Annotated in this window: 11 protein-coding genes and 1 pseudogene; 6 read left to right on the forward strand and 6 right to left on the reverse strand. The window is 42.8% G+C overall.

The features are described 5' to 3' along the window. Positions 1 to 175 precede the first annotated feature (175 nt). Positions 176 to 1,696: a leucyl aminopeptidase gene (locus KW136_RS02010; protein ID WP_216796794.1), complete on the forward strand. Its 1,521-nt coding sequence runs from the start codon at positions 176 to 178 to the stop codon at positions 1,694 to 1,696. Between the two features lie 57 nt (positions 1,697 to 1,753). After that, on the forward strand, positions 1,754 to 2,170 hold the full coding sequence (locus tag KW136_RS02015; protein ID WP_216796795.1) for a DNA polymerase III subunit chi: 417 nt from the start codon (positions 1,754 to 1,756) through the stop codon (positions 2,168 to 2,170). Positions 2,171 to 2,834: 664 nt separating this feature from the next. On the opposite strand, the gene ilvD is transcribed toward KW136_RS02015, so the two are convergent. Next, positions 2,835 to 4,508 carry a dihydroxy-acid dehydratase gene (gene ilvD / locus KW136_RS02020; protein WP_216796797.1) on the reverse strand — a complete coding sequence of 558 codons (1,674 nt, stop codon included), beginning with the start codon at positions 4,506 to 4,508 and terminating at the stop codon, positions 2,835 to 2,837. A 752-nt stretch (positions 4,509 to 5,260) separates the two neighbouring features. Here ilvD and lgt point away from each other — a divergent pair. Then, positions 5,261 to 6,163, forward strand: coding sequence for a prolipoprotein diacylglyceryl transferase (gene lgt, locus KW136_RS02025; RefSeq protein WP_216797428.1), 903 nt, complete (start codon positions 5,261 to 5,263; stop codon positions 6,161 to 6,163). Positions 6,164 to 7,168: 1,005 nt separating this feature from the next. On the opposite strand, the gene KW136_RS02030 is transcribed toward lgt, so the two are convergent. The 4 genes and pseudogenes from KW136_RS02030 to metG form a co-directional block, all read right to left on the reverse strand. Further along, the gene (locus KW136_RS02030) at positions 7,169 to 7,489 is read right to left on the reverse strand and encodes a cell division protein ZapA (RefSeq protein ID WP_216796799.1); all 321 of its coding nucleotides are present in this window, start codon (positions 7,487 to 7,489) and stop codon (positions 7,169 to 7,171) included. Further along, positions 7,486 to 7,776: an ATPase gene (locus KW136_RS02035; protein ID WP_216796800.1), complete on the reverse strand. Its 291-nt coding sequence runs from the start codon at positions 7,774 to 7,776 to the stop codon at positions 7,486 to 7,488. The genes KW136_RS02030 and KW136_RS02035 overlap by 4 nt, the downstream gene beginning before the upstream one ends. A 2,462-nt stretch (positions 7,777 to 10,238) precedes the next feature. Next, positions 10,239 to 11,075, reverse strand: a complete 837-nt coding sequence (panC, locus tag KW136_RS02040) for a pantoate--beta-alanine ligase (RefSeq protein ID WP_216796801.1) — start codon at positions 11,073 to 11,075, stop codon at positions 10,239 to 10,241. Between the two features lie 2,965 nt (positions 11,076 to 14,040). Next, positions 14,041 to 15,717, reverse strand: a pseudogene (gene metG, locus KW136_RS02045) (methionine--tRNA ligase); the annotation flags it as partial. A 672-nt stretch (positions 15,718 to 16,389) separates the two neighbouring features. On the opposite strand from metG, the gene apbC reads away from it, so the two are divergent. The 3 genes from apbC to KW136_RS02060 all read left to right on the forward strand — a co-directional run bounded on the left by apbC (position 16,390) and on the right by KW136_RS02060 (position 21,066). After that, a complete protein-coding gene (apbC, locus tag KW136_RS02050; RefSeq protein ID WP_216796803.1) occupies positions 16,390 to 17,478 on the forward strand; it encodes an iron-sulfur cluster carrier protein ApbC in 1,089 nt (362 codons plus the stop codon). Positions 17,479 to 18,095: 617 nt separating this feature from the next. Further along, on the forward strand, positions 18,096 to 18,665 hold the full coding sequence (gene dcd / locus KW136_RS02055; RefSeq protein WP_216796804.1) for a dCTP deaminase: 570 nt from the start codon (positions 18,096 to 18,098) through the stop codon (positions 18,663 to 18,665). Positions 18,666 to 18,780: 115 nt separating this feature from the next. Beyond that, positions 18,781 to 21,066 carry an arginine/lysine/ornithine decarboxylase gene (locus tag KW136_RS02060; RefSeq protein WP_216796805.1) on the forward strand — a complete coding sequence of 762 codons (2,286 nt, stop codon included), beginning with the start codon at positions 18,781 to 18,783 and terminating at the stop codon, positions 21,064 to 21,066. A 165-nt stretch (positions 21,067 to 21,231) separates the two neighbouring features. Here KW136_RS02060 and argH read toward each other — a convergent pair whose 3' ends face one another. After that, positions 21,232 to 22,641 (reverse strand): argininosuccinate lyase, encoded by a 1,410-nt coding sequence (argH, locus tag KW136_RS02065; RefSeq protein ID WP_216796807.1) that lies wholly within the window; start codon positions 22,639 to 22,641, stop codon positions 21,232 to 21,234. Positions 22,642 to 23,141 lie beyond the last annotated feature (500 nt).

Here is a 23,141-nt window from a genome sequence, read left to right on the forward strand (position 1 = left end):
CAATTTACAGATCTTTCACGATAGGCATTTCTGCGTGGATAACACACCCCCGCCCCCGCATATGCTCACGAAAAACGAACGCCCTGCTGTAGCGATGCTTCGGTAGAAAAAATGACAGATAATTTCAGTTTGTTTTTAACACAATATCCAGACTTTTAAAGAAGGACTAGCAATAATGGACTTTATCATAGAAGCCTATGATTGGAAGAAAGCCGCAGATAGCACATTACTTCATATAAATACAGATTGCATCATAGTCGGCGTTTTCCATACGCAGACGCTATCTGGTATCGCACAAAAGCTGGATGTTGCTACTAAGGGACTTATTAGTCGTCTAGTTAAAAGTGGCGACCTAAACGCTAAAGCTGGCTCGACTCTAATGCTGTATGAGGTGGTTGGTATTAGTGCGCCGCGTGTATTGCTAGTAAGCCTAGGCCGGCAGGTCGCCCTAAGCCCAAAGACATTTATCGATGTGTCTCGAGCAGCTTGGCGTGCTGTATTAGACACGCGTGCAGCTAGTGCAACCTGGATGCTTACGCAGGTAGATATTAACAACCGAGATTCTAGCTGGGGTGTGCGCATGAGCGCTTTAACACTGCGTGAACTAACCTACCGGTATACACAGACTAAGTCTAAAGTAGAAATCGATGCTAACAATGACAGCATAATAAAAAAAGTAGTTATAGTCGTAGACCCTGAATATAAGCAGGCGGTAAGACACGGCTTAGATGAAGGCATTGCCATTGCTAATGGTATAGATTTAACCCGTGAGCTGGGTAATCTACCGGGCAACATCTGTACGCCAGCATACCTAGCCAGCATCGCGAAACACCTAGGGATTAACTGGTCGCTAAAAGTCGATGTGCTTGAGCAGAAGCAAATTGAAATATTAAAAATGGGCTCGTTTTTATCGGTTGCTAAGGGTTCGGCGCAGCCACCAAAATTTATTGTGCTAGAGCACCAGGGCACTGATGCAAAGCAGGCACCAGTAGTGCTCGTTGGAAAAGGCATCACATTTGACTCGGGTGGTATCTCGATTAAACCAGGTGAAAGCATGGACGAGATGAAGTACGACATGTGCGGTGCCGGCTCAGTACTCGGTACATTCAGGGCGATTGCCGAGATCAACTTACAGCTTAATGTCGTAGGACTGATACCTGCTTGCGAGAATATGCCGAGCGGCAACGCGAATAAGCCAGGTGATATTGTGACTAGCATGTCTGGACAGACCATTGAGGTCTTAAACACCGATGCAGAAGGACGGTTAGTTTTATGCGATGCGCTAACTTACGCGGAGCGTTTTAAACCAGCTGCTGTGATTGATATCGCGACACTTACTGGCGCCTGCGTGATTGCTCTAGGACACCATAATAGCGGATTATTCTCAAAGAACGATGCACTAGCTGACATGCTACTTGCCGCTGGTCTTTATGCATCTGATACAGCATGGAGGCTACCTCTAGATGAGGAATATCAGGAGCAATTAAAGTCGAATTTTGCGGATATGGCTAACATTGGAGGGGGGCGTTCAGCAGGGAGTGTGATGGCCGCCTGCTTTCTTGAGCGTTTTTCACGGTCTTACCCTTGGGCACATCTAGATATTGCTGGAACTGCATGGAAAGGTGGCCGAGAAAAAAGCGCAACTGGACGTCCTGTGTCACTGCTCACGCAATTTCTGATCGATCGCGCTAAGTGATATGCTCATCATCATATACTTCATTGAATCAATAAACCGGCATGGCCAGGGTTGTCTATGACCCGTGTGGACTTTCATACTCACCTTAAAGATCCACTGGGCTATGCTTGCCGGCTAGTACGCAAAGCTTACCAAGCTACACACCAGCTGATCGTGCTAGGTGAACCAGCCGTGCTGTATAATTTCAATAAGCGGCTGTGGATATTTTCCCCAGTAGATTTTATACCGCACTGCATGGCCGACTCAATATTGGCTAGCGAGACCCCAGTAGTGTTAACCACGGACGTAGATCAGGCACCACACTACCAAATTATTCTTAATCTCGGCAGTAGAGTGCCGCAGCAATTTACGAGTTTTGAGCGGTTGATTGAGATCATCAGCAATGATAGGCATGAGCTTGCAGCCGGACGCGATCGATACTGCTTCTATCGGAAGCAGGGCTATACATTAAACATGTATAAGCAAGGCATGTAACGATTGCTAGTATGATATCGATAGTATCGTTTTAGTGGCGCTAGCTACCTAGCTGCAGTCAGCTCTTAACATAACTAGAGCCACTAATAATTTACATATTTTATAACAGGCTATAGTAGATACTAAAGTAGCACCAGGATATTTTTATCTTCATTTAATAGTTTTTCCCTGTTCTATCACGCTAGCATAGAGGCCTATGCGTCAGAGATCGATAGCTGCATAGCTATGCTATAAAGCAGCTGATTGCCTGTACCTCATACAGGGGGTGTCCTTTATGAACTTATATAGAGCGGGCTATCTCAAGCTATCTCAGTCCAAGGATTAAGATAGAACGTGTGGCTCTTATTTTTCTATAGTTATCCGTGTATAGATGATAATCAGCTCGTTACTTAGCATACCTATGCTAAATATTAACGATACTATGTTGTGTCTATGCTAAGGTAGCTAACTCATGATCCAATATACAGGGACCTCCACAAATAACTATACCCGAATCTTATGCGTTATTAATATTCTGTATATGCCCACGCAATATATAAAATCAGCCTAAATGCACTACCGATAAGCACTTAACCCGTTCCTTATTAAATCTATAGTTAGTATATAAGATTGATTATATGGAAGGGGTTCCGAATGAGGCTATTGAAAAACTTTATTGACCGATCTAGTAGGTCATTGCTCCTTTATCTGCTGGACTTGCGAGCTTTGCATACTTAGAAAGCACACCGCGTGTGTATCGGGGTTTAGGCTGAATCCATTCAGTTCGGCGGCGCGCGATTTCTGCCTCATCAACGTTTAATTGAAGAAGAAGCTTATGCGAATCGATAGTAATCGAATCACCTGCTTTTACTAGTGCAATTGTGCCGCCAGAAAAAGCTTCTGGCGACACATGGCCAACTACCATACCCCAGGTGCCGCCAGAGAAGCGTCCGTCGGTGATGAGCCCTACTGATTCGCCAAGTCCTTTACCGATGAGGGCAGAAGTAGGTGCAAGCATTTCTGGCATACCAGGCCCGCCTTTAGGGCCTAAATAGCGTAGAACCATGATATCACCAGCTTTTATCTGTTCTGATAGAATTGCCTCGAGCGCACTTTGCTCGTCGTCGAATACATGGGCCGGCCCTGTGATGATGGGATTTTTAAGGCCAGTGATCTTCGCGACTGCACCGGACTCGGCTAAATTACCTTTGAGGATTGCTAGGTGCCCATCGCTGTACAGCGCCTTATTAATCGGGAAGATTACCTGCTGATCAGCACGGGGCTGGCTTGGTACGTTTTTTAGTTCTTCTGCAATTGTGTTACCTGTAATTGTTATGCAGCTTTCATGTAGCAGATTAGCTTCTAGTAGAATTTTCAGCACTTGCGGAATACCGCCGGCTTTATGTAGATCAGTAGCTACGTATTGGCCAGATGGCTTAAGATTGCAGATTACTGGCACGCGTTTTCGGATGCGCTCGAAGTCATTAATGGACCACTTAACATCGGCGGCATGCGCGATAGCTAGATAGTGTAGAACCGCGTTTGTCGATCCACCAGTTGCCATGATTAGAGATATCGCATTTTCAATCGATTCACGTGTGATAATATCGCGTGGCTTTAGGTCATTTTGCACTGCTTTAACAAGAGCACTTGCCGAAGCGGTGGCGGATGCAATCTTCTCATCGTCTGGGTTAGCCATCGTCGACGAGTATAGAAGCGACATACCCAGAGCCTCGAACGATGAGCTCATTGTGTTCGCAGTATACATGCCGCCGCATGAACCAGTGCTCGGGCATGCATTGCGCTCCACTCCCTCAAAGTCTTCTTGTGTCATGCGCCCTGCCGTAAATTCGCCAACCGCCTCGAACGATGACACGATTGTTAAATCCTGACCTTTCCAGGTACCGGGACGAATCGTTCCGCCATAGACGTAGATGCCTGGCACGTTCATCCGAGCCAATGCCATTATGCCTCCAGGCATATTCTTATCACAGCCCCCGATTACTACTACGCCATCCATCCACTGACCCTGTACACAGGTCTCAATACAATCCGAGATTAATTCTCGCGATACTAACGAGTATTTCATACCTTCTGTACCCATCGACATGCCGTCCGATATAGTTGGCGTTCCAAATGTCTGTGCATTAGCGCCAGCATTTGTAATGGCGACGACTGCTGCATCTGCAAGCCGTTGTAATCCCGCATTGCATGGTGTGATCGTTGAGTGACCATTAGCAATGCCAATCATCGGCTTATCAAAGTCCTCTTTTTTATAGCCGAGCGCGTAATACATCGAGCGGTTTGGCGAGCGGGCGACACCTTGAGTGATATTCTTCGAACGAAGGTTATGCGACATAGTGCGGAAGCTCCTATTAGTTTGAATAAAAGAATGCGGCGGCGCTAATTAAATGTCCAATGTATTTTAGAAAAATACAGTTGTAAACTTTATCGGTTTCTAGATGTTTATGCGTCTCGTAATTTTCAGAAGTTCTTTTCCTTAGCCCTGTTAGCTAAGGAAAAGTATCTAGAGCTAATAGACTGATGTCGCAATGAACAGGAATGGGTCTTATCCAGGGCTGACCATTCTCAGCTACCCACAGATTTCTATAATTTTTAGAATTCTTCCTCGGCGTTAGTCTACAGTAGTATCGGGAAATGACTAGTAATAGCCTGGTTAATAAACTGGTAGCGGGATAGATAAATGCTGGCATCTCGATCCAGCCAATATGTAGACGCACTGTTAATCTGCTACTCACGCGTAAGTTCTGACGCATTATTGCTATTTTGCTTAACTAGTTTAGTTGCTAGATGCGACGTACAACCTGTTGCAAATCGATGAGCACAGTTTACTAATATTCTATTGGTAAACTTCCACATAGTATTCGATGATTAGTTTCATAGTACTATTATAGGCTGTTATAGGAATATAGGCTTTTGCCTCGGATTAGCCGGGAAGCCATCCAAATGCCGACGAGCTTCAGAGTTATATTGGCTCCAGTAAGAGGAGTATTGTGACAATTGTGCTTCTCAATTTTGTGAGTATCAATTGCCCAGCACTATGCGCCAATCTAGCGCTTTCCTGATATCAACTGACTTAGGGGTCTAATGGTGCTGATTCATCCAAATTTCGACCCCATTGCTTTTCACCTTGGCGAACTCGCGGTGCGCTGGTACGGACTAATGTACCTAATCGCATTTATCATGGCCCTTATTCTTGGTCGACTGCGGTTGCGTTTGTCACATGTTTCAGCGCAAGGATGGAGATCGCATGACATTGACGATATGCTGTCTTATGGTGTACTAGGCGCGATCCTTGGTGGCCGATTTGGCTATGCGCTATTCTATAAACCTGATTTTTACTTTGTCTATCCAGTTGATATCTTAAAGATCTGGGAAGGTGGCATGTCATTCCACGGAGGTTTCCTCGGCGTGACGTTTTCTATGATTGTGTTTGCGTACCGGAGAAAACGTATGTGGCTTCAGGTCACTGATTTCATCGCGCCCATAGTTCCAGCTGGGTTAGCCGCCGGTCGGTTTGGAAATTTTATTAATGGTGAACTGTGGGGGCGTGTCACGATGCTAGATATTCCGTGGGCCATGGGATTTCAGGGAGCAATTAATGAAGATCTGGAGTGGATCGCATCGCATCCACTGGAATCCTCGCAGTGGCACCTGCTAGAATGGTTTCAGCATTACTATATGTTGCCTCGCCACCCGTCACAGCTTTACGAAGTCGCTCTGGAGGGCGGTATACTCTTCCTCCTGCTGTGGCGTTTCGCGCGCAAGTCGCGTCCTGTTGGAGCTACCTCGTCAGTCTTTTTAATTGGCTATGGGATCGTGCGCTTTATAGTCGAGTTTGCTCGCGAGCCAGATAATTTTCTTGGATTACTTGCCTTCCATCTATCGATGGGACAGTGGCTTTCTGTACCGATGATCTTTGTCGGCCTATTAATTCTCATCTTATCTAATCGAAAAAATAAGCGTCTGCCTAGTACCCGTTTAGGTAGCTGAAGTATACTACTTTTACATCTGCTATCTGTAAAGATAGCACTTACAGTATATGTTTACTAAAGAAACGGGCGGGCACTCCTTATATCTAGATTCGGTTACCTTAATAGGTAATCTTATTGATCCATTTAGTAGAGAGCGTTAGTAAGGTCGCTTGTCTCACAGAACGGCGTGATACAAACCATCTCTTTTTTAAAATGGATATTTCGACGTATGTTTAGAAAAAAAGACTAGAGGGCTGTATTCATTTATACGCATCTTAAATGTTAATATGCCTGCGATTCTTAATAAAATTGTCGATTGTGTAGTAATATGCGAGGTAATGCTTATTGTGAGCATATTCTTAAAATAAACTCGCGCTTGTTTCCAGCTAGTCTTAGTTAGTATTTTTAATTATTCGGTGACCCCTATTAATTTAGAGTAATCGTCAGGGATTCTTGATGCGGATACTTATCTGCATCTCTATCTAAGGCAGAGTATTCCTGTAGTTTTCTTGATTCACTTAATGAATAACGTCTGGTGCACGCATATATTGACTAAGCAACAGTGATAAAAGTCAAGATAGTGGCAAGAGCTAGCTTAGCAAAAAATTGTGTTGGATATGATATACTATAGAAGTGATTCTGCCTAAGCTTGTGATGCTTAATTTTGAAATAAGTATTCTACTCTATAACGGCACTCCGTTATTCATTATACTATAAATGTAGTGGCTGTGCGGGGGGGTTTTATAGCAATGTGTAGCTAGAAGCTAGAATACAGTATGGGTATGTGCTTGTTTCGATAATTTTTCTCTACATCATCTAGTAGTCTGAAACTGGATTTGTAGTACTATTTATAGTACTCTAATTACAGAATTATGCACGCCTACGTTAAAAATTCATGTGACCGTATAATACTCCTTACTATTGCATTTATAGCAGCTCTGCCCTTAGTAACGCAGACGGAAAATATATAGGCTATGCAGCCTTTAAGCTGAAGACCACACAAAAATATCAATGTAATGCAAGTCTATTCTTTCTCTGCGTTATTCTGACGCAGAGCCTCTGCGAGTTTATTATTTATTTGAGCTATTGTATGCTGAATTTCCACCACTGGGTGTCTTTCTCCGTCCTGCACAAGCTTGTTCAATTGAAGTAGTTCAGAGGCAATAGACAGCGCGGCCATTACCGCTATTCGGTCATAGCTCCGAACGTTGCTGGCTGCTCGGACTTTATTCATCTCCCTATCCACGCGCTTAGCAGCTTCGAGCAGCTCGGGCTCGTTCTCAGGCAGAGTAGAGAGTCGGTATGATTGGCCAAGTATTGATACTTCAATCTGTTTCGTCGTCATGCGCTTTCTCCTGAGTGTCTGTCCCTGACGTCGAGAGGAGAATCAGAGAGTCGTATGTGCGACAGTTTTTCTAGGATTGCATTCAGGCGGACTTGTGTATTAATAATCTTCTCAGACAGAATATCACGCTCACGTTGCACCTGTTCGAGATGTACGCGAAGTGCGTCGCGTTGTATGCGTATATCTTCGAGCTGCTCTTCTGCGGCTAGATGCGCTTGACGATTCTGATCGCTGACCTCAATCAGTAGATCAATATTTTGAGATAACTTTTTAAGTTCGGTAAGCATTGTTGCATTCTCTCTAGAAGAGGCATGCTAGCGCGCTTCTAGCGGTAATCGATACCCTAGCTCATGTCTAGAAAAACAGTGAGTGATGCGTACTAGTTATTAGTTGCCCACGTAATAGGTATCTATACTTCCCACACTGTTAGTGTGCCCTTATAAAGGCACGCGCGGGCATAGGTTAAACGCGCACAACTGGGAGCGCAGTTTACACACGAACAGACCAACCTGTACAGGTCCTATAATGGAAGCGAGGGTTCAGTGCCGAGCTTTTCATACTCAGCGAGTGTTTATATATAGGTAGCGCGGTAGTTAATGATTACGTTTGCCTAAAGAGCAAATAATGCCCTATTAAAAAACAGCTTAATTACGCGATAAAACGCTAGTATCCGCTATTTTAATAATTCTCCGGAATCTGTTTCAATAATCGTGAAATATACAAACCTGTAAGCAACAAATTAAATTACGTTGAGCAGGTGTCAGATTCATCGGCAAAATATAAGAGACCTACGCAACACGTCCTTAACCGTCATAAAATACTTAATACAAAGCTTCGCGACGCATAGGTTATTGCCCATTCTATCTTTGATAGTGCACATAAACCCTACCTTAAGGCTATCATAGTAGACAATATCGTATGCGATCTCGATTAGATATAAGCTAGTTAGAACTGTTATGGTTAGGGCCGAAGCAGTTAAGCATCATGAGAGAAAATTCTGAAATATACTCTTACTCTAGTATAGTCATACAGCTAAAAGCCGCTCAGAATCAGGCTGAGACAGTAATCTGTACGATGGGTAATAATAGGGGGTTCTCGCTCAGCTGCACCAGTGTTCTGCAATCCATACTACATCAGATAATGCAGTTACTCTATAAAGCCTGTAGGCTAAGAGTGGCCCGATTCGCTCTATGTTAGGTAAATAGTCTAATAGACAGGGGGTCGCCTTAAGATTAGCAGAGATACTTTATATACGGCTCTGTCTGCGTTAGTGCGCCCAGCGCAGACCTTATAGTTAAGGTTAACCTAACACGGAGATTATATTATGACATGATATTCTCGCGATTCAGGATTCTCAGGGGGGGGTAAATACCATATCTATTAATTAATATGAAGCTCGAACAAGGGCGCATCTATAGACCTGGTTTTGAGCGGTGTACCCATATAAATTAATAATTAGTACGATGTACTATTAAATGGTCAACATCTAGAGAAACATTAATCGTTTGGATGATATAATATTTAATCGAATTGAATGCGATACGTACACGACGTACCCTAATTGTTTATTACTGAGGCTTCGAAAGATTTTAGAACTATGCGCTACAGCCTAGCGGACTTAGCAGAGGGTAATAAGCTTTTATACTTTAAGTATGATTAGTAGATATGCTTATCATAAATAAATAATCTGCCTCTGTAATATTTATACGATCTAGGTTCGCTACTCTACCGAACCTAGATCGACCTGTTATTATCGGTGCTCGTAGCTCACGCTAGTCTAAATTAGTAATTTAGACCTATGTATACATACAAATTCAGGCTGCTGTTTTAAATTAATATTTAAATTCCGTAAACTTCTTAAATACTAATTTTTATAATCTTAATGCCTATTTCAGACTACTAGCTAACCCCCTTAAATTTGTAGTCGTTAGTGTTGTTAACTATCCTAGTAAGCCGAAAATACACTAGCCCGTTAAACATCACATATATCTAAATCTAGATGGTGATATAACCGGAATTTTATGTAAACGTTTATACCAGCTATGTAAATTTTGTATACTAATTCGGTAGTTAATTTTACCTACTAGTACTCTATTACTTTCTAATACATTAAGCTATATATAACTATTTTTTATAACTTATTGTTGTTAAACATGCACTTTGAGTAGATCTTTTGCCACTGAACTTCAGAATAGAGCATTCGATTATTACATGGATATACTATAAACTACAGAAATAGTAGCATGCTCTTGCATTCTTGATTAAAGCGCTCAGAGCATACCTCTTTTTATATTAGCACCTGATTTAGGTTAAACGTGTTATTTGATATCAGTGGCACTCATTAGGATAAACATGGCAATAAAATTAGATCGCTGACTTGCGTGTGCCGGATAGGCGAACTTGTTCAGTGAACGCATAATACTACCCCGATCATTATAGATAGCGTAAGGTACGTCTAATGTTTAGAATTATTGCTACTTTAAATTTAATCTTCTCATTCTCCAATGATGTTAAAGGCTCCTTTCCAGGAAATTGTCTCCGATTATATAGAGAACTTAAAAGTACTATCTGATAGGATGATAGTGCGTAGTCTATTAAATTAAGCATCAGTATATATATTAACCTCCCCATATCATGGGCTGCGCTATCCTGTAATGTATTCCCTCCGCACTACTATGCGCTAGATTAGAGATTGGGAAAAGCATAAGGCATAAAATCGGAGAGACTAATAGATAGCTACGGATAATGATTATATTTCTAGATTATCAATAAGACGAGTTTTTCCAAGCTGCGCTGCAATAAGCACAATAAGAGGCTCATGCTCTTTGTGTAGTTGAGGCAAGCGCAGATTAGCACGCTTGCGAATCGCAATATAGTCTGGCTGCCAACCACGCTCGATTAAAGTCTGAAATGCCGATAGTTCAATCTTAGTAAAATCGCGATGACCGGTAGTAAGCACAGTACTGCGTATATGTTGCAGTATACGAAACAAGGTTGGTGCTTCAGAACGCTCTGATGGCGTCAAATACGTATTACGTGACGATAGGGCCAGTCCATCTGCGTCGCGTATAGTTTCGGCTGCGCATACTTCAACGGGCAACGCGAATTGCTCACACATCTGACGTACAATTATTAATTGTTGATAGTCTTTTTTACCGAACACCATGATACGTGGCTGTACGCATGATATTAGCTTCATAACAACCGTAGATACACCGCAGAAGAATCTTGTCCGGAATTTTCCCTCTAGGGTGTAGCAGAGATCATGCGGTGGATATATCTGATACTCTTGAGGACTCGGGTACATATCCTGCTCAGTTGGTGCAAATAGCATGTAAACGTTTTCTTGCTGAAGCTTTTCGATATCCCTATCCAGGGTACGTGGATACTTAACGAAATCTTCACCCGGTCCGAACTGTAGCTGATTCACAAAAATACTAACAACTACTCGCTCGCCATGCTGGCCTGCTAGACGAATTAGAGATAGGTGTCCTTCGTGAATATTTCCCATTGTTGGCACGAATACAATACCCCTCTGCCCGCGCAGCTGGTCCCTTAATTCTTTAATAGAGCTGATAATTTTCATGTAGTGAAGCCAGAAAGGAAAAGTCAATAGATCTTTTAATGAGTAAGTACGCCAGATGACGTAGATCTACGAAAATTCTTTATCCTGTATTATGCCGAGAACGATTCGAGGAAATTTTACAGAATCGCAATAAAACTAGAAAACCACTCTAAACATTGAGCAGTTCTGTAAATTTTACGGAGCATACGCGATGCAGTTTGTGCAATTCTAGCTTACGCACTTTTCGTGCTAACAAGTTTTTTGTAGGTGATCCTATGGGTTCACGAGTACCCGCATTACTTAAGCACTTTAATACACACTTTCATGTAGATATACCTACACTTATATTTATCTAGCCCAGTTTTGAATTTTTCTAGATTTATACCCGCTTTAAGGGATTATTTATTGTCACTTTTAGTGAATCAACCTTCTGATCGCAGCCTATATATTTGTATTTATGTCAACTTACTTGAACGGTCATAGAATTTCCTAATGGGGCGCATAGGCCTAGATAGGTAATCTATGGCACATACGCTATTATGCTGATTGCTCACTCGAAACAACGTTCAATTTAGTAAGTTTTGATAAAATACGTAAGATATTTACAGTATATATGCTTACCGCTATAGTAAATACTTTTTTGGACTAATTGATGTTTTGTTTAGCAAAAGTAAATATTATAACACTGCCGTTTTTAAGTGCTACATGTCTCTCCTGAAGCTAGATTTAATTGATATATAAACATACTTTACGAAAAGTAATCGCAGCATAAAATGCTGAACTCGGATTAATTAAATAAATCGTTATTGCCTCATTTATACCTAGTTTTTTAGTGCGTGCATGTATTGTTCTGGTACAAGTCTAGAAATTTAGACTATTAACTCTACGTTTCAATTCGTGAGAAACGGAGTTTCTTAATATACTTTAATAGTTGCAATCGCGTACGATAAAAATACAAGACAATTCTACTTAATACTTAAGAATAGTATTGGCTACCTAGATGTATAGATTTTATATCTTTTATTATTTATTGATTTCTATATATCTAGAAGATAAAATTAAGAATAACATATTTAAGAATTGCTTATAAAAGTTTAATAAGGTTTACTATCAGACCGATTAAGTATGTCTAAGGTGTAATACCGGCTGAAATTAATTATTACTAACACATCAACTTGATTGGTTCCTAGACAAATTGATAGCGCAGGACGTATCGAAAAGTGGCGTCAGCTAATTCGGGGGCTAGCAGCTATAATTAGTAATAATTTCACTAAAAAGTGGTAGCGTATATCACGCCTTTACGGTCTGTAGTAGCTAGGAAATCTGGCAGCCTATCGCTCTAATCCTTATTATCAGCAGCTTAACGAGCTTCAGAAAAGCATCACAATAATTCACTATTGTACTTTTACAATAGCACAATTAATCGTCTTAATAATGCGAGATGGTAGCTAAAATAGGCGGAATGTTTTGTGCAACATTACCACGCCTTGTTCTTAATGCTAACTATCCATTAATATAGATAGTAGACCTCTTGTTGTTCTCGCTTATCTACGACTAGAACGCAATGCAAAGAGCTACATGGCAGCTCGTTTATAGAAGAGCTCGATATTGAGCAGTTAGACGAGGTTATAACTATCTATGCTAGAGTAAAATTCATTGAGTCTAGTTTTGAGTAATGCACTAATAATCTATTATGCGGTCGAGCGCTAGTTATGCTTATTAAGTTAATTCTGGTATCTAACGCCGCCGCCAGAGACAAATTTTTGTTAATAACAGTGAGTTAAATATATTGTTTTAATAAGTTGAGGCTCGTCTAGATAGTTAGTCTTATTATTTTTAGGAAACAAGTCTGGGCCTAAGTCTTAAGTAAAACTGACGCCACCGTTAAGCGCGCGGAACGTGCTAATATCTTACCTTATAAATAACACTTTAGCTTATGTCAGCATTACCACTATTTTCAAGGCTGCTAACTATTATTTCAACATATTTTCTTACATAGCGCGTTAGCGTACCGCGTGTAGACTAGAAGTCGTTAATATCTTTTAAAAGATGCTTATCACGCCTTTACCTCACTTATCTAGCGGGGGGCGGTTTATATTAGCTATGTCCAGATGTTATCGTTGGGTAACAAGATGATTGAAATTCTATTATTTTTAACAGCTCTATCTAATTTAATTAGGTATTAAATAGACATATACTGCAAGTCACGACCCTACTAGTTAACTCAGTGTCTTATTCTACTATATATGGCATTTTTCTTTCTACATAGAGCACTAAAATAGTTTTTTACTCACAAGTTATATATCGAAAACATCTATTCTACCCTTAATAAGTTGCTCAGAAATCGAGTATTAACATCTAGATTGGTACCACTAAAAGGCTGAGATCTATATGCAAGTATACTGGCACTGTTCAGTTTTAAAGTCCCGATTAAATCGGAGAGAAACGTAAATAATAACAGGGGTAGTATAGCTGCGTATCACGCTGTTGCGCCTCTTAACCGCATATCCTACAGGTGACAAAAGCCTGTGTTAAAAGTAGAAGGCTTAGCCTTAGCAACTTTGATAAGCAGTGACTGTCCTAGAAAATAGATTTCTCTGCGGTTCGAACTAGATACAATAAGCATATCAAGATACTGGTGAACTTACTCTCTACTTTAAAGCTATAGTAGCTTATACACGCCGAACTTTATCTTGCACGTCGTAATCTTCACAACCTTAGCTTGCTAAGTAGCTCCTCTTGGTGGCAGAGTGCCTTGATTCCAGAGATTATAATTTAACGCCTAGTGCTAGAGCTACGGCAATTCTCTAGATTTTTTATAGCCCCTTATTTTATAATAAGCGATACGTGCGATGCACAAGTCTATTTATTAGAATATTAATTATGATAAGGGCCTTGCTATTTTCTCTCCTATGTTCGTGGTAGAAAAAAACTTGCCCGCGCTATTTGTAGTAGCGCCTATCGCAGCGTTTGGCCGCAATAATTATTGGTTGGCTAAAAGAAGTTTATTGATTTGTTGTGGCTCTATTCGGCGCATCAAATCCTGGTACGGCCGAATCGGTCGCATTGAGGATAGGGGCACCGTGACGTCGGCCCATGTAAGAGGTTCAATCGAGAGAAATCTCTCAACCGATTCAGCAAGTTTTGGCAACACAGGCTTAAGAGCTAGCGTAAGCAATCGGAATCCTTCAAGGCTAATGCTACATGTCTCATGTAATGCTATCGAATGATTTAAATCTTTTGCTTGTCTCCAAGGCTTAGCCTCATCTATATACGCGTTAACAGCGTTCGCCAATACCATGACCTGGCGAACTGCTCGGCCGTATTCTCGACTTTCGTAGTATGTCGCAATTGCCGGGATTGCGGTGCGCAACTGAATTAAAAGTTGATGATTCATCGCGCTATCTAACACGCACGCATTAAACCCCTTAACTAAAAAAGTAGCAGTGCGGCTTGCAATATTTACATATTTTCCCAGTAGGTCACTATTGACGCGTGCCCGGAAGTCATCAAAGTTTAAATCGATATCCCCCATTGTGCTGTTGAGCTTCGTGGCGAAGTAGTACCGCAGCCACTGCGGATCTAAACCAGTTGTAATGTAGCTATTCGCGCTGATAAAGGTACCACGCGACTTCGACATTTTTTTACCTTCTACAGTCAAGAAACCATGTGCGAAGACGTTTGTCGGCGTGCGGTAGCCTGAGAATTTCAGCATGGCAGGCCAGAATAGTGTATGGAAATACAGAATGTCTTTGCCAATAAAATGATATTGCTCAGTAGTAGACTCCGGACGAACCCATTCATCGAAATTTAGGCCGTGTCGATCACATAGGTTTTTAAAACTTGCATAGTAACCAACTGGTGCATCAAGCCAGACATAGAAGTACTTTCCAGGCGAGCCTGGTATTTCGAAGCCAAAATATGGTGCATCTCGTGTAATATCCCAGTCAGCAAGCTTCGCGTCTCCGCCCTCGCTAAGCCACTCTAGCATCTTATTAGTAGCTTCCTTCTGTGCAAGCTGCCCAACCCAGCCGCGTAAGAAAGTTTCACAGAGTGGGTCAGATAGCTTAAAGAAATAGTGTGTTGATGTTTTATTTACCGGTGTAACACCGGATAATACTGAATATGGTTTAACTAGTTCGGTTGTTTGGTATATTGATCCACACGCCTCGCAATTGTCACCATACTGATCTTTCTCACCGCATCTCGGACAGTTGCCTTTGATAAAGCGGTCTGGGAGAAACATCTTCTTTATTGGGTCATACGCCTGCTCGATATCGCGTACTGCGATTAATCCGCGATTATAAAGTGTAGTAAAAATTGTCTCAGACAACACTCTATTTTCATCCGAGTCTGTTGAGTAGTAGTTGTCAAATGAGATGCCGAAATAGTTAAAATCACGCTTATGCTCATGCCAGACACGCTGGATCAGCTGACATGGTTTAATCTCCTCAAATTGAGCGCGTAGCATGACCGGTGTGCCATGTGTATCGTCCGCACAGACGTAGTACACCTCATGACCGTGCATTCGCATTGCGCGCACCCATATGTCTGTCTGGACATATTCAATTAGATGGCCAATATGAATTGGGCCGTTTGCGTATGGTAGTGCGGATGTGACGAGCATGCGGCGAGGTACACCAGCTAAGACAGAAGATGACATAATTCATCAAAAACGGGAAGGATGCAGATTTTAGCAAGCGTGTCTGTGATAACAGACACCTAAAGTGGATGTGAAAGGGTAGGACCGCATTATGCAAGGATTAAATGCAGGATAAACCTTAGGATCAACAATTTAGCACTGGTTATCCAGCTACCTTTAGAAGGTACAAAATTAAGTTAATAATAGCTATTATATCGCTATATATGGCGTCGATTGATGTCACAGTAAGATTAAGTTATTATTTTAACATAAAAGAGTTAATATAATATTGATAGCTACCTAAGACTTATTTTATCGCATGATAGTTATACCTGGTCATACCAAGATAGCATCGCTCCTACTACTACAAAGACGGATAATTGCAGTGAAAAAGAGAGTAAATGCATGGTACGCATAGTTACCAACCAGGGCGTCGTTTACAAGCTAAATCAGAACACAGTTTCTAGACGACGAAGCATTTTAAACATCAGTAGATCTAGGGCCACTAAAATTCCACCAGCAATACAGCAACTAGCTAATAGCTGCACACTATGTTGTGTATAACGGTTAGCTTAGCTGCTGCGAAATAATTTTCGCAATGCTTAACTTGATTCTTCTAAAAAGGCAACCCTATGCTGAAGGCTAAATGCTCGCATTCGGTATTCGAATAAAAGACTTGATAACAGGGAAATAATGACAATTGATAGGGATCAGATCGATGCTGTTCTGCATGGCATCATCGACCCGAATACAGAACAGCCGGTAACAGCGAGCAAAGGAGTGCGCAATATTAAGATTAACGGCGATACTCTATCACTCGAGGTTGTGCTGAGCTATCCAGCCAAAAGTCAGTATTTACTGATTGAGACGCATATTAAACAGGCGCTATGCGCTATACGGGGGTTGGTGCATTTACGTGTAGGGGTATCCCATCAAATTAGGGCGCACGTAGTACAACGCGGCATACAGTTGCTACCAAACGTGCGTAATATTATCGCGGTTGCTTCTGGCAAAGGCGGAGTCGGCAAGAGTACAACGGCCGCAAACCTCGCGATTGCGCTAGCTAACGAAGGCGCGTCTGTTGGCGTGCTAGACGCGGACATCTACGGTCCGTCTCAGCCAACGATATTCGGTATTGTTGGTCGTCCAGTATCCGGAGATGGCAAAACAATGATTCCACTCGAGGGCTATGGTGTACAGGTTAACTCGATTGGATTCCTCGTCGAACGGGATGACCCGATAATGTGGCGCGGGCCTATGGCTACGTCTGCTCTCGAGCAGTTGCTGCGTCAAACGAATTGGCGAAACCTAGATTATTTAATCATCGATATGCCACCCGGAACCGGCGATATCCAGCTCACGCTATCTAATCGGGTTCCACTAACCGGTGCGGTGATTGTTACAACCCCTCAGGACATTGCGCTAATGGATGTACGAAAAAGCCTAAAAATGTTTGAGAAGGTTGGTGTACCTATCTTAGGCGTTATTGAGAATATGAGTGCTTATATTTGCTCGCAGTGCGGCCATGCCGCATCGATTTTTGGTGACAGCGGTGGAAAGCATCTTTGTAAACAGTATAGTATTCCGTTTTTAGGTAGCCTGCCGCTAGATCTTGAAATACGGGAGTATACCGACACGGGGTACCCAATTATGGTCGCTAATCCTCATGGGCGTATTTCGAACCTATATCGTGATATTTCTCAACAAGTTGCAATACGGATTGCAGCCCTGCCGCGCGATATGAGTGCGAAATTTTCAACCATAGTTGTTCAGAATACCTAACATTCCTCTATTAGAATACTCCATACGATGTCCCATCAGATGCGTCTAGCACAGCATGATTCTAATCATTCAGTATCTTGGACTTTAATGGGGCTACGATTAGGATGGGATCCTTTTAAAACACTAATTTCGATTCTCATAATTAGTGCTATGTATAGCTAGCATGTATCGTCGGCAATTACGAATAGCATGCGACTGTCTAGATCTCGTCTGTCGCTTTTTATGAAGCATGATTACACTGATCGCACATATTGACGTAGTGCTAGGCATCCACAACTTAAGTAGGGTTACCCACTAGACGGTGACTATATTCTTAAGAGCTATAAGCGAAAACTGTAAGTTTTCCGTCGACGTAAGTAGGAGTTTCGCCGCGAGGCGTAACACATAATATATCAGTGGGTTAAATTCTATAAAGTGACCTGGTAAACCCGAACGCAGAAGCAAAGAACACGACAGTCGGGCTCACTGGTATATTTCTGTTGACTGAATGACTTGGATCCCGTTCTAGTCTTAGAGGCATCATGCATAATCATAGTCGAAGTGAGATAAGGCGACAAAGCACTAAACTCCGTCCGATCATTTTTAACCCGCGGCCTAGCCGCCTTTCGATTGCATATATGACGATTAAATCGGACAAATGGATCCGGCGCATGGTTGGACAGTACGATATGATCGAGCCATTCGCACCGGATCAGGTGCGCATCGCCTTAGATGGTCAAAAAATTGTCAGCTACGGTACCTCAAGCTATGGCTACGACATCCGATGTGCAAATGAATTCAAGATCTTCACTAATATTAACTCGACTATCGTCGATCCAAAGAATTTCGATGAGAAATCTTTTGTTGATTTTAATGGTGATGTATGCATCATCCCACCGAACTCGTTTGCTCTGGCGCGCACCGTCGAATACTTCCGAATCCCACGAAATGTGCTAACTATATGCCTTGGTAAATCTACGTACGCACGCTGCGGGATTATTGTCAACGTTACGCCTTTCGAGCCAGAATGGGAGGGGCATGTGACACTGGAGTTCTCAAATACGACGCCACTTCCGGCGAAGATCTACGCGAACGAAGGCGTAGCGCAAGTTCTATTCTTTGAGAGTGATGAAGTTTGTGAAATCTCCTATGCGGACCGCGGTGGAAAATACCAGGGCCAATATAGCGTTACGCCGCCTAAAATTTGAGTTTTCTCACGTCATTATTGCGCTATCAGCGGAGTGTATTACACTGATACATCACCTACTACCGCTGCATGCTTAAAAATAGAGCGCGCTGCCTTATTTTCGGAAAATTACGCCAATGAAGTTCCGCTATCCTGTCGTTATCATCGATGAAGATTTTCGCTCAGAGAATATCTCCGGTTCAGGTATTCGAGCGCTTGCCGAAGCGATTGAACGCGAAGGAGTTGAGGTGCTTGGCTTAACGAGCTACGGTGATTTAACCTCGTTTGCGCAACAATCTAGCCGCGCGTCCTGCTTTATACTCTCGATCGACGACGATGAGATAGCACTAGTTGATGAAGTCTCTGTGACACACGACCAAGTGCATGATCTCGCTCATGCAATATTAGCATTGCGATCGTTCGTTGCCGAAGTCAGACGTCGCAATGCCGATATCCCAGTTTTTCTATATGGTGAGACGCGCACATCACGTCACATCCCGAATGATATTCTTCGAGAATTGCATGGCTTTATTCATATGTTTGAGGATACGCCTGAGTTCGTTGCTCGGCATATTATCCGCGAGGCGAAAGTATATCTAGATTCATTGCCACCTCCATTCTTCAAGGAGCTGGTGAAGTATGCGGACGAAGGCTCTTATTCGTGGCATTGCCCAGGCCACTCTGGGGGTGTCGCGTTTTTAAAGAGTCCGCTCGGTCAGATGTTTCATCAGTTTTTCGGAGAAAATATGCTGCGTGCAGATGTATGTAATGCCGTAGATGAGCTTGGACAACTATTAGATCATACTGGGCCGGTAGCTGCTTCCGAGCGTAATGCGGCGAGAATCTTTAGCGCGGATCATTTATTCTTCGTGACCAATGGAACGTCTACATCAAACAAGATCGTGTGGCACGCTACTGTCGCGCCCGGAGACATCGTAGTAGTAGATCGAAATTGCCATAAGTCAATTCTGCACGCGATTACGATGACTGGTGCGATTCCAGTTTTTCTGATGCCTACTCGTAACCATTATGGCATTATCGGGCCAATTCCTCAAGATGAATTCCAACCGGAGAATATTCGTCGCAAGATCGCTGCCAATCCGTTCGCGCGTGAGGCAATCGTGAATAATCCAGGACTTAAACCGCGGATTTTAACGATTACACAAAGTACATACGATGGTGTGGTCTATAACGTAGAGATGATTAAAAGCCTGCTGAGCGACACGATCGATACGCTGCATTTTGATGAGGCATGGCTTCCGCATGCTGAGTTCCATCCGTTTTACCAAGATATGCATGCAATCGGGCAACACGCTCGCCAGACTGACGCCCTAGTATTTGCTACTCATTCGACACATAAGCTCTTAGCCGGCATCTCGCAGGCATCTCAAATCCTAGTACAAGATTCGCGACTACCACGCTTTGATCGGCATCGTTTTAATGAGGCATACCTAATGCATACGTCAACTAGCCCGCAGTACGCTATTATTGCATCATGCGATGTAGCTGCGGCGATGATGGAGCCGCCAGGTGGTACCGCTCTTGTCGAGGAGTCAATCGCCGAGGCGCTTGATTTCCGTCGCGCGATGCGTAAGGTTGATGCCGAATATGGCGATGATTGGTTTTTTAAGGTATGGGGGCCAGATCGTCTTGTTACCGAAGGTATTGGTTCGCGCGAAGACTGGATATTGCCACCGAACGATCGCTGGCATGGTTTTGGTAATCTAGCTAAGGGTTTTAATATGCTAGACCCAATAAAAGCTACAATTATTACCCCCGGGTTAGACGTAGAGGGCGAGTTTGGCGAGGCGGGCATTCCAGCTGCAATTGTTACCCGCTATCTTGCGGAACATGGCATTATTGTAGAAAAGACAGGATTGTACTCATTCTTTATTATGTTTACAATTGGTATTACAAAGGGCCGATGGAACTCAATGGTTACTGAGTGCCAGCAGTTTAAAGACGACTATGATAGAAACCAACCGCTATGGCGCGTACTACCAGAATTTATTGTACAGTATCCAATATACGAGCGCGTAGGACTACGTGATCTGTGTCAGCAGATTCACAGCGTATACCGTGAAAATGATATTGCGCGACTGACTACCGAGATGTACCTGTCTAATATGGAGCCAGCGATGCGCCCAACTGACGCATTCGCAAAAATTGCGCACCGAAAAATTGATCGCGTTCCAATTAACGATTTAGAGGGCCGTATCACAAGTATTTTGCTAACGCCTTATCCTCCCGGAATTCCATTGCTTATTCCGGGAGAACGATTTAATAAGACCATCGTGCGCTACTTGAGCTTTGCTCGTGAATTTAATGCACTATTTCCAGGCTTCTATACTGATATTCATGGGTTAGTCACCAAAGTTATTGATAGCAAGGTTGAATATTTCGTAGATTGCGTACAACTCTAACTAAAGGCACTAGCAATACTGCAGCTCTTGGATTATTGATTAACAAATTCTATCTAGAGATTACCTATAGCACGAAAGGTATACGATTAATAATGGCTAAGTAATTTAATCTGATTTAATATATACAGTGCTATAGCTAATTAATATAACATTATAGATTTCTTACTACGTGGATAACATAGTTCGGGCCACTATTATGGCAGCTCGAACCTGTTCGGGTGCGGTGCCACCGATGTGGTTTCGGCTAGCGACCGATCCTTCTAGAGTCAGGTAATCAAATACGTCGTCACTTAACAGATGTGCGATATTTGGTAATTCTGTTCGTAGCTTCTCAAGATTTAGATCTAGTAGGTCACGATCCTCATCTATGCATATTCGTACTGCATGTGAAACGGCTTCATGCGCGTCGCGAAACGGTAAGCCTTTTTTGACAAGATAATCGGCTAGGTCAGTCGCAGTTGAAAATCCCCTCAATGCTGCCGAGCGCATCATACTCGGATTAACTATAATGCCAGCGATCATTTCAGTAAAGATGCGCAGTGTATTAATCACCGTATCCACGGTATCGATCAGCGGCTCTTTATCTTCTTGATTATCTTTATTATACGCAAGAGGCTGTCCTTTCATAAGCGTAAGCAGCGCGACCAGATGCCCATTTACTCGGCCGGCCTTGCCGCGCGCAAGCTCGGGCACATCAGGATTTTTTTTCTGTGGCATAATAGATGAGCCTGTGCAAAAACGGTCGGCTAAGTCGATAAAGCTAACCATCGGGCTCATCCACAATACAAGCTCCTCAGACAGCCTAGAGAAGTGACTCATAATTAGGGCGGCGGCTGCTGTGAATTCGATTGCAAAGTCTCGATCTGACACCGCATCAAGTGAATTTGTACAGATGCTATCGAAACCCAGCGTCTTAGCGACTTGCCAGCGGTCAATTGGGTAGCTAGTACCGGCGAGTGCCGCAGCGCCAAGTGGTAACTGATTAACCCGCTTACGACAATCTAGCATCCGCTCAGTGTCGCGCGTAAACATCTCTACATATGCTAAAAGATGATGGCCAAATGTCACGGGTTGAGCGACTTGCAAGTGCGTGAAACCAGGCAGAATTGTATCGGCATGCCGTTCCGCAAGGTCAAGAAGCGCGCCTCGAAAACTTTTAATGAGGTTAATAATCTTATCAATTTCCCCGCGGAGCCAGAGCCGAATATCAGTAGCAACTTGGTCGTTACGCGATCGTCCAGTATGTAATTTTTTTCCCGCATCGCCGATCAATGCGGTTAGTCTAGCCTCAATATTTAGGTGGACATCCTCGAGATCGAGCTGCCATTCGAATTCTCCCCGCGTGATCTCGCCTCGAATTTGCTCCATACCTTTTAGGATTGCTACCCCATCATCTTTGCTAATAATTCCTTGAGTACTGAGCATGGCCGCGTGAGCAAGCGAACCTTCAATGTCAATAAGTGCAAGTCGCGTATCGAATAACACGGACGAAGTGTAGCGCTTAACCAGACTAGATATTGGCTCAGAAAAACGCGCAGACCAGATTTCGCCCTTTTTATACAATTGAGATGTCATGACAGATTGACGCAATAGTGAGAAGATGTGCCGCTTGCCGCGCTACTATGCGACAAAGCCATTATTATAGCATCGTGATGTAATAGTGCTAACATACCAAGGTGGGCATTACGAGTTTCATATCAATACACACTCATCTAACTGGCTATCAAGAAGTGAAGTAGGCGCTAAAACGGTCCGGTTGATGGAGCTCTATAACATGCTTCTAAACACACTAAAATTATGTCTAGTAGATACTGTATATATCGCCTTCCTTGCCGGTTTCTATGAAAAAAGAGGTGAGAGAGATATGTATCCTAACCCTAGCCGACGCGACGGCAAGCCATATAATACACCTTTGTGGTGTAGATCTAATCTAATACGGATTTGTCTATTAATAGACGAACAGCACTATCATTCCTAGGCGTTGATTGGTGCACTTATTATTATTGCTTTTGCCGCAGAGATTAACTACCCTGAGGAAGTTGAAGATATTATTAGCGCAGCCGATGGCAGACTCG

Origin of the sequence: Candidatus Vallotiella hemipterorum (genome assembly GCF_910593725.1) — a bacterium.
GTDB lineage: Bacteria > Pseudomonadota > Gammaproteobacteria > Burkholderiales > Burkholderiaceae > Mycetohabitans > Mycetohabitans hemipterorum.

Coding starts and splice junctions, on each gene's coding strand:
- ilvD (WP_216796797.1), bottom strand. CDS start 4,508: ATGTCGCATAACCTTCGTTCGAAGAATATCACTCAAGGTGTCGCCCGC.
- KW136_RS02060 (WP_216796805.1), top strand. CDS start 18,781: ATGAAGTTCCGCTATCCTGTCGTTATCATCGATGAAGATTTTCGCTCA.
- KW136_RS02015 (WP_216796795.1), top strand. CDS start 1,754: ATGACCCGTGTGGACTTTCATACTCACCTTAAAGATCCACTGGGCTAT.
- apbC (WP_216796803.1), top strand. CDS start 16,390: ATGACAATTGATAGGGATCAGATCGATGCTGTTCTGCATGGCATCATC.
- dcd (WP_216796804.1), top strand. CDS start 18,096: ATGACGATTAAATCGGACAAATGGATCCGGCGCATGGTTGGACAGTAC.
- KW136_RS02010 (WP_216796794.1), top strand. CDS start 176: ATGGACTTTATCATAGAAGCCTATGATTGGAAGAAAGCCGCAGATAGC.
- panC (WP_216796801.1), bottom strand. CDS start 11,075: ATGAAAATTATCAGCTCTATTAAAGAATTAAGGGACCAGCTGCGCGGG.
- KW136_RS02030 (WP_216796799.1), bottom strand. CDS start 7,489: ATGACGACGAAACAGATTGAAGTATCAATACTTGGCCAATCATACCGA.
- argH (WP_216796807.1), bottom strand. CDS start 22,641: ATGACATCTCAATTGTATAAAAAGGGCGAAATCTGGTCTGCGCGTTTT.
- KW136_RS02035 (WP_216796800.1), bottom strand. CDS start 7,776: ATGCTTACCGAACTTAAAAAGTTATCTCAAAATATTGATCTACTGATT.